Genomic DNA, 12,226 nt, shown 5'->3' with positions numbered 1-12,226 from the left:
CACCAAAGCCCGCCGGAGAACCAGAATGTGAGTCTGGGTGTTTTTCACTCACTGCCGCAGCTCCTCAAGACGAGCACTAATACGATCTGCTTCTTCTTGCGCGATCTGTTGACGCTTACGAATCTTGTCCACCACAGCCTCTGGTGCTTTAGCTAAGAAAGACTCATTGCCGAGCTTCTTACTTGTGGTCTCGAGTTCTTTTTGTGCAGCAGCAAGATCTTTTTCTAGACGCTTGATCTCAGCAGCTTTATCCACAGTGCCGGAAGTATCCAAAGAAACCTCAATAGTAGCGCGGCTAAGGCGTACTTCGATTGTGGCAGAAGCCTGGAAACCATCTTTTGGTTCGTCCACGCGGGCCAAAGATCTCACCAAAGCTTCTTGCTCCACCAAATCACAATCAACAAAATCAATTCTGGCGGGAACTCTTTGGCTAGGTTTGACACCTTGATCACTTCGGAAACGACGAATCTCGGTAACCAGTTTTTCCACATCTGCCATTCGTCGTGCAGCATTATCATCGCGTGGTTCGGTTCCAGCAACCGGCCATGTAGCAACATTAAGGGATTCTCCATCGCTTAAGGTCGTCCATAATACTTCGGTAATAAATGGCATGGCTGGGTGTAGTAAACGCAAGCTTTGGTCTAGGACATGCCCAAGCACAATACGGGTATTGCGAGCACTCTTCTCATCGGTTGAATCAGTAATCTCGCGAGGAATCTGTACCTTAGCGATCTCTAAGTACCAGTCGCAGAATTCATTCCAAACAAACTGATACAAAGTCTCATTGGCTTTAGCGAATTGATAGCGATCATAATAATCGTCAACTTGTGCGATTACTTCTGAAAGTCGATCGAGAATCCAACGATCGGCATCGCTAAGCTCATCACGCGGTGGCAAGCTATCAACATAAGCGCCATTAATTAATGCGAACTTGGTGGCATTGAAAATCTTGGTGGTGAAGTTACGAGAACTATGTACCGAATCTTGTCCCACTGGCAGGTCAACACCAGGGTTGGCACCGCGAGCTAGGGTAAAGCGCAATGCGTCGGCACCATATTCGCGTACCCAATCCATAGGATCAATACCGTTGCCCAATGATTTACTCATCTTGCGCCCATGCTCATCACGAACTAAACCGTGCAAGAAAAGATCGGTAAACGGCACCTGTGGGCGACCATCTTTACCAGCAGAAAGAACTCCAGTTTCATCTTGGGTAGAGGCATACGTGGCAAACATCATCATTCTTGCTACCCAGAAGAACAGAATGTCATAAGCGGTAACCAAAACTGACGTGGGATAGAACTTTTCTAATTCTGGAGTTTTATCCGGCCAGCCCATAGTAGAAAATGGCCATAGCGCCGAACTAAACCAGGTATCTAGAACATCAGGATCTTGGACGTACCCAGCTGGTGGCTCGTCATCTGGTCCACAGCACACAATTTCACCGGCTGGTCCATACCAAATTGGAATACGGTGTCCCCACCACAACTGGCGTGAAATACACCAGTCGTGCATATTATCTACCCACTCAAAATAACGGGGTTCGCTTGATGTTGGGTGAATAACAGTATCGCCTTCGCGTACTGCATCTCCTGCCATAGCCGCTAGCTTTTCGACGTTAATGAACCATTGCATTGATAGTCGTGGTTCGATAGGTTCGCCACTGCGCTCAGAGTGTCCGACGCTATGTACATAGGGACGAATTTCTTTTACTATGCGTCCTTGTTCGGCAAGAGCTTCTCGAATTTTTACTCGTGCTTCAAAACGATCAAGGCCATCAAAGCTGGTACCAGTATCAGCGATAACGCCTTTGGCATCCATGATTACTGGCATATCCAAGTTGTGGCGTAAGCCTAAGGCGTAGTCATTAGGATCATGAGCTGGAGTGATTTTAACAGCACCGGTACCAAACTCGGGATCAACATAATCATCGGCAACAACGATCATCTTACGCTCGGGTAAGAAAGGATGCGCTAATTCGACGCCAATAAGATCCTGGTAGCGTTCATCATCTGGATGCACGGCAACAGCAACATCGCCAAGCATGGTTTCAACTCGAGTGGTTGCGACAATGACATGTGGTTCGTCGTCGTTAAGCGAACCATAGCGAATAGAGACCAATTCACCTTCAACGTCTTTGTGAATAACCTCAATATCTGAAACAGCGGTTTCTAATACCGGTGACCAGTTAATCAAACCATGGGAACGATAAATCATTCCTTGATCAAACATCTGCTTAAAAATAGTGGTCACAGCACGATTAAGTCCCTCATCGAGGGTAAAGCGCTCGCGTGACCAATCTACGGAATCGCCAATAGCACGCATCTGGGCACCGATCGTGCCACCGTATTCTTGCTTCCACTGCCACACCTTGGCAATGAACTCCTCGCGGTCATAATCCCACCGAGTTTTGCCTTCAGTTTCTTTTAGTTTTGCTTCTACCTTGGATTGGGTAGCAATACCGGCATGATCCATACCTGGTAGCCACAGCACCTCAAAGCCTTGCATACGCTTACGGCGGGCAATGGAATCCATAAGAGTGTGGTCTAATGCATGACCCATATGGAGCTGTCCGGTCACATTCGGCGGTGGCAAGACAATAGAAAAAGCCGGCTTCGTCGACGAGGCATCGGCGGTGAAGTAGCCTTTTTTCACCCAATCCTCATAAAGAGCTTGTTCATGTTGGGCAGGATCCCAACTGGCGGGCAGACGATCAGCACGGTTTTCACTATTGTTTAGAGTCACACGAACTATTCTAACGTGCACCGCAAATTATCTTTATCTTCCCTATCACTCAATAACTATGTCACCGAAACCTGCTGGTAAAACAAAAATATCCCCACAAAAGTGAACTAAAGACACTCCTGTGGGGATAAAAACTAGTGCACAGTTTTTTCTAACGTTGTTTTTACTTCAATAGATCTGCGACTGCTTCGCGCTCTTCTTGAAGTTCCTTAACGTTTTCGTCGATACGCTTGCGCTGGAAGTCATTAATTTCTAGACCCTCAACAACTTCCCATGCACCATCGCGTGAAACCGTAGGAAGCCCAACAATAATTCCTTCTGGGATACCATAAGCACCGGTAGATGGAATAGCTGCAGATGCCCAACGCTGAGTTCCGTTAATCCAATCATGCATGTGGTCTACCGCCGAGGAAGCTGCCGAAGCCGCAGAAGACTTGCCGCGTACGTCAATAATCTCTGCGCCGCGCTTAGCAACCCGAGGAATGAACTCATTGACATACCAATCATGATCAAGCGAGTTAAAGATCTTCTCTCCACCAACGGTGACATAGCTAAGATCTGGGAACTGGGTAGCAGAGTGGTTGCCCCAAACAACAAGATTCTCAATCTCAGTTTTGTCTTTGCCCAACTTCTCAGAAAGCTGCGCAACTGCACGGTTGTGATCCAAACGCATCATGGCATTAAAACGCTCAGCTGGAATATCTTGAGCCGCATGCTGTGCAATAAGCGCATTAGTGTTAGCAGGATTACCGACCACAAGCACTCGTACATCATCGGCAGCGTGGTCGTTGATAGCCTTACCCTGTGGGCCAAAAATCTTGCCATTAGCAGCCAAAAGATCCGCACGCTCTTCACCAGCACCGCGTGGTTTAGCACCAACGAGGAAAGCAGCACTCACACCATCAAAAGCAGTATTGACGTCATCTGTGACCACAATATTTTTCAGCAATGGGAAAGCAGAATCATTAAGCTCCATGGCGACACCTTCTGCACCACCAATTGCTTGTGGAATTTCTAGCAAACGCAGTTCAATTGGCTGGTTTGCACCATAGACATCGCCATTAGCGATACGCCATAACAAGGAATATGAAATTTGACCAGCAGCGCCAGTAACGGCAATTTTCTTCACGGACATAAGGTTCCGGGCTCCTTCAAAATGCTAGGAATTACTGCGATTGATACGCGCCCATCCTTATTACTTTGAGCCGTATCAAATAACGCTTCTAGCGTAATGCAGATGACTGATTCATGTGCGGCTTGAGTAAAACATCTCATCAAGGGGAACCCGAAACAAAAATTTTTAATTGCAAATACTCAAATTCGAGCGTGCTCACTACCCCCAAAATAGGAGTTTTAGCAGCACATCTGTAGCACAAAAGCGGGTGGATTGGCTATCTTTTATATCAAGACAAGTACTACCGAACCGGTTTTTCTATTAACGCCTGGCGCTACTATATCGCACCGACGAATAAAATACCGAGCGTATAAATATTCCTCCGCCCCGCCGCTGATCTTATTAAGGAGACGAGACGTTCTATGTCACGCGCGCCGCTAACGACAATCACTGAAGAAACTTCTGATGTCTCTTCTGATGATGTTCTTAATATCGCACTCAGTGCGTTTGCTGCAGGTGGTTTCTCCGATACCAAGCTAGAACATATTGCTAAAGCTTCGGGCATGTCTAAACGCATGATCCACTATCATTTTGGCGATAAAAAAGGTCTCTACCACCGTTGTTTAGCGCTTGCAGTCAACCGCTTACGCCCAACTCTCGAAGAAATGACCTGTAATTCTGCGCATTCTGCAGTACCTGTAGAAGGTATTCGTAATCTTGTTGAAGCAGTAGTAACCATCTATGCAAATAATCCTGACGCGGTGCGCATCTTACTGATGGAAAATCTCCATAATTTTGGAAAAGTTGCCGATGGTAGCCCGCTTGACGATACCTCAGCTGTGATCTTGCAGTTAGACAAGCTGCTTATTCAAGGACAAGATGCCGGTGCTTTCCGTCCTGGAATTTCCGCACTCGATGTCTTTACCCTTATTGCTTCACTCTCGGTATACCGAGTTGCTGCACGATCGGTAAATATGAATCTTTATCGCACCGACATGATGGATGCGCGTAACACTCAAGGTCTGACTCGATTAACAGTCGATGCAGTGCTGGGATTTTTAACCTCTGGAATTAAATCTACTAAGGACACCAGCTACCTTAGTGAGTCAATTCCAACAGAAACACCACTACTGGATTACCGCGACTCTAGCTATGATGTCAGCGCTGATCCTTTTGACGCATAAAAGCACCTAATCATGGTGCCTCACAAAAGCACACTACTTTCGCTTCTTCTAGCCTATGTAGTGTGCTTTTGTTTTAAGCTAACTAAAAAACTTTTCTAAACTAAGCGGCCTCAGATTTTTCAATAAGTCGAGGGGCTTCATTACCTCGGGCAGCCTCAGCGGTAACAACTACTTCTTGAACATCGTCTCGATCTGGAATGTCATACATAATCGGCACCAAAATATCTTCCATAATGGCACGCAAACCACGTGCGCCGGTGCCTCGATCAAGAGCTAAATCTGCAATCACTGCTAGAGCTTCTTCCTCAAAGGTAAGCACCACACCATCCATATCAAAAAGTCGCTCATATTGACGTACCAAAGAATTGCGTGGTTCGGTCAATACTTTAATGAGAGATTCTCGATCCAGATTACCGACCGTCGCAACGATAGGAAGACGCCCAATAAACTCTGGGATAAGTCCAAATTTCACTAGGTCTTCCGGACGCACGTCCTTGAAAATATCAATATCGTCAGCATCTTGAGCAGACTTGAGATCAACGCCAAAGCCAATCCCCTTCTTGCCTCGGCGTTCCTGAATAACTTTTTCCAAACCTGCAAAAGCACCAGCGACAATAAATAAAATATTAGAAGTGTCTAACTGAATGAAATCCTGGTTCGGATGTTTTCGTCCTCCCTGAGGCGGAATGGATGCGACTGTTCCTTCTAGAATCTTCAATAAAGCCTGCTGTACGCCCTCACCAGAAACATCCCGAGTAATTGATGGATTATCCGACTTCCGTGAGATCTTATCTACCTCATCGACATAGATAATGCCACGTTGTGCCCGCTCTACATCAAAATCTGCAGCTTGGAGTAGTTTAAGCAAAATATTTTCTACGTCTTCGCCTACGTAGCCAGCTTCGGTCAAACTGGTGGCATCAGCAATGGCGAATGGAACGTCGAGAAGCCTAGCTAAAGTTTGTGCCAAATAAGTTTTACCCGAGCCGGTGGGACCAAGCATAAGGATATTAGACTTTTGCAGCTCAGTATCCTCATCTCGTTGCTTATGCTTAGCTTTATTTATTTCATCGGCGCGCACTCGCTTGTAATGGTTATATACTGCCACGGAAAGAATACGCTTAGCCTCATTTTGGCCGATAACATACCTATCTAAGAAGGCAGATATCTCACTGGGTTTTGGCAAATCAGCCCCGGTAGCATGTGCCTCCGCGCTAGCTTTTCCTAGCTCCTCTTCGATGATTTCATTACACAGTTCAATGCATTCATCGCAGATATAGACTCCGCCACCGGCGATAAGCTTCTTTACCTGCTTTTGACTTTTGCCACAAAATGAGCATTTAAGCAGGTCAGCGCTTTCTTGCATACGTGCCATAAGAGCTATGCTATCTCTTTCTTCTTTGCTTTAATCAAAAACTTAATACTAGCCGTGATTACGCCCTAGTGCCAGGTACCTATCATGGTCTTAGTTAACCACTGGTTTTAGCACAACAGACCGCACCTTTAAACCATGTCTTTTTGAGTCTAAGACACCTGATTGCTTAGAACACTCAAAAACACAATGTCTTTCTCATCATCCACAGTGAGCTTGAGTACTAAAACGGCTCACCCACACCAACATATTTATATAGTGATAAAGTCCCGTTGCCGTTATCGAACAACGAGACTTCTATCTATTATGTAACGAGTGCACTAGCTACCATGCAGTGCCTACACTTTTAACGATGCATCACCTATTAGCTAAGCAGCCAAAAACACTAGCCGTTAAAATTAGCCATTGAGTTTTCGGTAATCAAAAATCTGATCCACGATTCCATACTCTACGGCTTCCTGGGCAGTAAGAATTTTATCGCGATCAGTATCAATACGAATTTGCTCTGCTGTGCGACCAGTATGACGAGCCAAAGTCTCTTCCATCAGGGTACGCATACGCTCAATTTCTTTTGCTTGAATCTCAAGATCAGAAACTTGTCCCTGAGTTCCCTGGGTAGCCGGCTGGTGAATCAAAACACGCGAGTTCGGCAATAGTGCTCGCTTACCTGGTGCACCAGCTGCTAATAGCACAGCAGCTGCCGAAGCTGCCTGGCCAAGACATACGGTACGCACGTCGGGACGCACATATTGCATGGTGTCATAAATCGCCATCAAGGAGGTAAAAGAACCACCGGGAGAATTAATATACATGGTGATATCTCGGTCTGGGTCTAAACCTTCTAGCACCAACAGCTGCGCCATAATGTCATTCGCACTAGTGTCATCTACCTGTGTGCCTAAGAAAATAATACGTTCTTCAAATAACTTGGCATAAGGGTTAGTTTCTTTAGTGCCATAAGCTGACTGCTCAATAAAGCTTGGTAATACGTAGCGAGACGTAGGCATCTGCATTCCGTTAGTATTCATATTCTCTATATCTCCTACGTCTTAGTTAGATAGGGGTGTCTCTGCGGAAGAAATTACATGATCGACTAAACCATATTCCTTGGCCTGTTCAGCAGTAAACCAGCGGTCACGATCCGAGTCTTTAGTAATCTGCTCAAAAGTCTGCCCAGTATGCTCGGCAATAAGTTGCGCCATTTCGCGCTTGGTCTGTGCAAACTGCTCTGCCTGAATAGCAATATCAGCAGCGGTACCACCTACGCCAGCAGAAGGCTGATGCATCATAATGCGAGCGTGAGGCAAAGCAAAACGCTTACCTTTTGTGCCACCAGATAATAGGAATTGCCCCATTGATGCAGCAAGACCCATGCCGTAAGTAGCAATATCGCATGGCGAGTATTTCATGGTGTCATAAATAGCCATGCCCGCAGTCACCGAACCACCAGGCGAGTTAATGTACAAGGAAATATCCCGGGTAGGATCCTCCGCAGAAAGCAGAAGAATCTGAGCGCATAATTTATTAGCGATCTCATCATCAACTTGAGTTCCTAGAAAAATAATACGTTCACGTAGCAAACGCTCATACACGGAATCGCTCAGGTTCATTCCTGCGCTTGCCGCCGCCATCAGGGTCTTATCCGACATTGTGGTGCTCCTTATATATTGTTCTTTTCTTTCACGTGTCCTCGAACAAATAGTTCACGATCAATGCAACCCACAATACCGCCGTCAGCATCCCTTATGCGCTTCTGTTCGCTAAGAGCGTTAAAGTATCGCGAAACTCAGCCTAAAAATAAACAGACAAAAACTGCCTTATCAGTACAACTTCTTTTTATGCTTATCGACGCTTTTCCTACTACCACCTACCTACCCCCCACCACAATCGATAGTCGATTAAAAAACAACATGGCCTCAACTCAATAGTCAAGGCCATGTTAAAACATTAAGCGTATAAACTTATGTGCTTCCTGTTTAGAAAGACGCTAATTTTACTGCTCCGAGGTGGTTTCCTCTTCTTCCTCAATACCGAAGTACTCGTTAGGATCAACTACATTACCGTCTTCATCCTTAACATTTACTCGGACAATTGCAGCTGCCAATGCTTTTCCGCGACGAACATCGCCAAATAGGTTAGCAATCTGGCCGGATTGTTGTAGCTGCATAACAAACTGGTTTGGATCCATGCCATAGCTTTGCGCAGTGAACAAGATGTGATCAGTTAGCTCCTGTTGGGAAACCTCTGGTTCCTCCTGCTCAGCCAATACGTCTAAGAATAGCTGGGTACGAACAGCCTGCTCAGAAGATTTATGTACTTCTTCTTCAAATTCTTTACGGGTAGTTCCCTGTGCCTCAAGAGCAGCATTCAAAGCAGCATCATCGTGGGCAAGCTCGCCGAAAATCTGATGTAGTTGGTTATGAGCCTGCTCGCTAACAAATGCTTCTGGAATTGGGAATTCGCTCGCCTCTAGAGCTGCCTTGAGAACTTCATCACGAATTGCTGCTGCCTGCCTAGACTTAGCGTTCTCTTCAACCTGTTCCTTATAGGACTCACGCAGCTCTTCTACCGTATCGAACTCGGATGCAGTCTGTACGAACTCTTCATCAAGCTCAGGTAGCTTGCGCTCCTTGGTCTGCTGAACAGAAACCTTTACAGTTGCTTCTTTGCCTTCATGCTCACCATTTTTCAAGGTGGTGGTGAACTCAGCAGATTCTCCGGTCTTAAGGCCACGCAATGCAGTGTCTAGACCATCAATAAGATCGCCGGCACCTACTCGGTAAGATAGCCCCTCAGCCTTAGAATCTTCAATCTCTTCACCGTCGACCGAAGCAACAACATCAATAATTGCGAAATCATCAGTCTTAAGCTTGCGCTTGGTGTCTTTAAGCTCAGCAAAACGCTCACGCAGTTTATCAATCTCTGCGTCAACGGCTTCGTCGTCAGTCTTTAGCGCAGGAACTTCAATATTGAAGGTAGCGAAATCTGGCAATGTGATCTCTGGACGGATATCAACTTCAGCAGTAAAATCGAAGCCTTTATCAGCGTCTACTTCAGTGATCTCAATGGCAGGCTGTCCTAGCGGAATAACCTCTGCCTCACGTAGTGCTTCCTCATAGCGGGCGCCAAGGCCATCATTGACGACCTGCTCCATAACAACATTGCGACCAAAGCGAGCCTCGATCAGCTGGCGAGGTGCCTTACCACGGCGGAAACCTGGAATGTTTACCTGCTGCGCCAGGCCTGCGTACGCCTGGTCAATTTCAGTCTTTAGATCCTCTACGGGGACCTCGACGGTGAGCTTGACGCGGGTGTCGCTCAGCTTCTCGACGGAACTCTTCACGAGTGACTCTCCTGGTATCTAGGAATTAATAGATTGTGCGGGGTTCATCTTAATAGAAAAACACCCTCACCCAGCAAGCCGGATGAGGGTGTTTTTGTCGGGACGACAGGATTTGAACCTGCGACCCCCTGCTCCCAAAGCAGGTGCGCTACCAAACTGCGCCACGTCCCGTTATCAAAGTACTAGCCACCTCAATGCCAGGCGACTGGGTACGGATCAATACTTTAGCCATAAACTACGCAAAAATAAAAATCGACCTGTTTACACAGGTCAAAAGGGTCAATTTTGCAACAACCCCAACGCTAATAACTGTTCTAATTCTCACTTCGCGGTTAGCCAACACTTTTAAGCAACCCTAAGCCCGCCTAGGTTTAAACCGAATAAATGAAGTTAAAAAATTCCATTACTTCTCTTGGTCACTCATTAATGACGCAATCACTATAAACAATGCGTTGAAAAACCGCTGCCAATAGAAAATAACTATTCGAAAGATCAGCAACAGTAACCAGTGCCAACTCCGACACTTTTAAGATCAAATATGTGGAACCGTCCCTAAATAGCTTCCCTAAAGAGCTCAGGCATACATCATCTAGAAAAATAAAAAAAACACCACCCGGAAACCGCATAATTTTACAATGCAATAAAACCAAATGGTGTTGAAATGGAGGGAATGACGGGAATCGAACCCGCGTCTTCAGCTTGGAAGGCTGAGGTATTAGCCACTATACGACATTCCCATGTGCGTTAAAGCGCTGCCGACAACTGTAGCGCAACTTACCTAAAGCACCAAATTACCTTTTCATTAGCAATTAATAGTTTTTTTAACTAACTTATTTGCATTGCACATCTGATTTAAAAGGCACCACAACCTCTTAAAACAAACACCCCCGCCTACCCCCTCTATCATCATCGGAGATATACCCACATATTTTTTTAATTATCGAAAATAACTTTTTCACCCCAGGGCAATATCCCACGATATGCGGACATTTCAACTATCAATAACAATCCCAAAAAATACAGCAAATATGCTTTTATCCACGGGTTTTCGTTTTCATTCAGACGCAACACTTCTATTTTATTATCGCCTACCCCACAAAAAACCGATTGCCACATAAAGCCATATACAATATTGCTTATGAATCCAAAGATTATCGACTCGCTCTCGGGTCGTGAACTCTGGACTGCAGTAGATTGCGCAAAGTTCTCTGGCACGGCGCGAGGTACTTTCACAAGTTATGCAGGACGAGGTCGCGCACCCGCCCCCGTCGCGAAGCTCCACGGGCTAACCCTATGGGACTCCGAGGCCATTATCGAGTGGACACATGCTCGCAAACGAGCGAAGATCGCCTCTGCGGCGAAAAATACAATCGATGCTTCCTCCGATAACAAGGTGTCTCACCCTGTCGATTAGCATATTTTCTGGTGTTTCACTACGGAAACACTGTTTCATCACTAAGCCCATTGGCGCACAGAGCAAGATTTAATTAAGCGCAAACTACTATCTAATACGTTCCTGCACGAATATCGTGTGGGAACTTTTCTTTTTATTGCTTCGTTATACGGAATACGAATATAAGATCGACTACTAAGTGCTAGGTGAATTATCGTGTCCGCTCTTCTTCTCATTGGCATTGTTGTTCTGGGCTTAGTTTTTATTGCCTCCCGTGCCAATAAAACCGGTACCTCTCAACACGCTATTAATAATCATGAAGATGCAATTGCTGATGCTCGCCGGTGGATCGACCGGCTAGGCTCTCAAGTGCTTACTATTACTGGAACCGATACTGCTTCTAGCCAAGCTATTGCCGATGCATCAGAGCGGTTTAATGCAGCCAGTGCGCAAATTTCTACTGCAACCACAGTTCGCCAAGCAGAACTTGCCCGAGAATCTGCACTCGAAGGCCTGCACTATATTAACGCCGCACGTGAAATCATGGGGTTACCTGCCGGCCCAGAATTACCGCCGCTGGAAGGACAGCGTCAGGCAGGCAAGGTCACAGAAACCCGCACTATTTCTCAAGATGGAAATACGCTCACAGTATCACCAGTAGCTACTGAAGCTACGCCTAACTATTATCCTGGCGGTATAGTTGCTGGTCGCCCGGTTCCGGCTGGTTGGTATTCTCGCCCCTGGTGGGCTGAAGCCATGAGTACCGGGCTATGGACTGCCGGTAGTGTTTTACTGTTTAGTTCGCTGTTTTCTGGAATGTCTGGTGTCGGTTACTCCGCTAATGCATGGCAAGCAGGCTACGCCGAATGCCTTGCCGATGCGGGAGGTGCCGATGCACTCGGTGCTAGCGATATAACAGATGCCGGTGGTGATGCTAGTGACGGTGGTTTCTTTGATTTTGGTGGTGACGGCGGTGGCTTTTTTGGCGGCGACGGTGGGCTTTTCGACGGTGGTTTCGACTTCGATTTCTAAGCACTTCAGTTACTGCCAAAACATAAATAAGCACTAAATAGAT

At 46.2% G+C, this 12,226-nt stretch carries 9 protein-coding genes and 2 tRNA genes; 3 read left to right on the top strand and 8 right to left on the bottom strand.

Annotated elements, in window-relative coordinates; translation table 11 throughout:
- Positions 1-48: 48 nt before the first annotated feature.
- Positions 49-2,754 carry a valine--tRNA ligase gene (locus UL82_RS03365; RefSeq protein WP_046441143.1) on the bottom strand — a complete coding sequence of 902 codons (2,706 nt, stop codon included), beginning with the start codon at positions 2,752-2,754 and terminating at the stop codon, positions 49-51.
- Positions 2,755-2,908: 154 nt separating this feature from the next.
- On the bottom strand, positions 2,909-3,880 hold the full coding sequence (locus UL82_RS03360; RefSeq protein WP_046439009.1) for a malate dehydrogenase: 972 nt from the start codon (positions 3,878-3,880) through the stop codon (positions 2,909-2,911).
- 401 nt (positions 3,881-4,281) lie between these two features.
- On the opposite strand from UL82_RS03360, the gene UL82_RS03355 reads away from it, so the two are divergent.
- A complete protein-coding gene (locus tag UL82_RS03355) occupies positions 4,282-5,043 on the top strand; it encodes a TetR/AcrR family transcriptional regulator (RefSeq protein ID WP_046439008.1) in 762 nt (253 codons plus the stop codon).
- 100 nt (positions 5,044-5,143) lie between these two features.
- On the opposite strand, the gene clpX is transcribed toward UL82_RS03355, so the two are convergent.
- The 6 genes from clpX to UL82_RS03315 form a co-directional block, all read right to left on the bottom strand.
- Positions 5,144-6,418 carry an ATP-dependent Clp protease ATP-binding subunit ClpX gene (clpX, locus tag UL82_RS03350; RefSeq protein ID WP_046439007.1) on the bottom strand — a complete coding sequence of 425 codons (1,275 nt, stop codon included), beginning with the start codon at positions 6,416-6,418 and terminating at the stop codon, positions 5,144-5,146.
- Positions 6,419-6,813: 395 nt separating this feature from the next.
- The gene (locus tag UL82_RS03345; RefSeq protein WP_046439006.1) at positions 6,814-7,443 is read right to left on the bottom strand and encodes an ATP-dependent Clp protease proteolytic subunit; all 630 of its coding nucleotides are present in this window, start codon (positions 7,441-7,443) and stop codon (positions 6,814-6,816) included.
- A gap of 21 nt (positions 7,444-7,464) precedes the next feature.
- Positions 7,465-8,064, bottom strand: a complete 600-nt coding sequence (locus UL82_RS03340; protein WP_046439005.1) for an ATP-dependent Clp protease proteolytic subunit — start codon at positions 8,062-8,064, stop codon at positions 7,465-7,467.
- Positions 8,065-8,408: 344 nt separating this feature from the next.
- Positions 8,409-9,758: a trigger factor gene (tig, locus tag UL82_RS03335; RefSeq protein ID WP_046439004.1), complete on the bottom strand. Its 1,350-nt coding sequence runs from the start codon at positions 9,756-9,758 to the stop codon at positions 8,409-8,411.
- Between the two features lie 97 nt (positions 9,759-9,855).
- Positions 9,856-9,929, bottom strand: a tRNA-Pro gene (locus UL82_RS03330).
- A 491-nt stretch (positions 9,930-10,420) separates the two neighbouring features.
- Positions 10,421-10,495 (bottom strand) — tRNA-Gly (locus UL82_RS03315).
- Between the two features lie 401 nt (positions 10,496-10,896).
- Here UL82_RS03315 and UL82_RS10820 point away from each other — a divergent pair.
- Together UL82_RS10820 and UL82_RS03305 are read left to right on the top strand one after the other, a co-directional pair.
- Positions 10,897-11,172, top strand: a complete 276-nt coding sequence (locus UL82_RS10820) for a hypothetical protein (RefSeq protein ID WP_083966401.1) — start codon at positions 10,897-10,899, stop codon at positions 11,170-11,172.
- 195 nt (positions 11,173-11,367) lie between these two features.
- The gene (locus UL82_RS03305; RefSeq protein ID WP_046439000.1) at positions 11,368-12,183 is read left to right on the top strand and encodes a hypothetical protein; all 816 of its coding nucleotides are present in this window, start codon (positions 11,368-11,370) and stop codon (positions 12,181-12,183) included.
- The last annotated feature ends 43 nt before the right edge of the window (positions 12,184-12,226 follow it).

Source organism: Corynebacterium kutscheri (assembly GCF_000980835.1).
GTDB lineage: Bacteria > Actinomycetota > Actinomycetes > Mycobacteriales > Mycobacteriaceae > Corynebacterium > Corynebacterium kutscheri.
This window is presented reverse-complemented; position numbering and strand designations above follow the sequence as displayed.

Excerpts from the sequence above, each read along its gene's own strand:
- UL82_RS03360 (WP_046439009.1), bottom strand. The coding sequence starts at position 3,880 with ATGTCCGTGAAGAAAATTGCCGTTACTGGCGCTGCTGGTCAAATTTCA.
- UL82_RS03355 (WP_046439008.1), top strand. The coding sequence starts at position 4,282 with ATGTCACGCGCGCCGCTAACGACAATCACTGAAGAAACTTCTGATGTC.
- clpX (WP_046439007.1), bottom strand. The coding sequence starts at position 6,418 with ATGGCACGTATGCAAGAAAGCGCTGACCTGCTTAAATGCTCATTTTGT.
- UL82_RS03345 (WP_046439006.1), bottom strand. The coding sequence starts at position 7,443 with ATGAATACTAACGGAATGCAGATGCCTACGTCTCGCTACGTATTACCA.
- UL82_RS03340 (WP_046439005.1), bottom strand. The coding sequence starts at position 8,064 with ATGTCGGATAAGACCCTGATGGCGGCGGCAAGCGCAGGAATGAACCTG.
- UL82_RS10820 (WP_083966401.1), top strand. The coding sequence starts at position 10,897 with ATGAATCCAAAGATTATCGACTCGCTCTCGGGTCGTGAACTCTGGACT.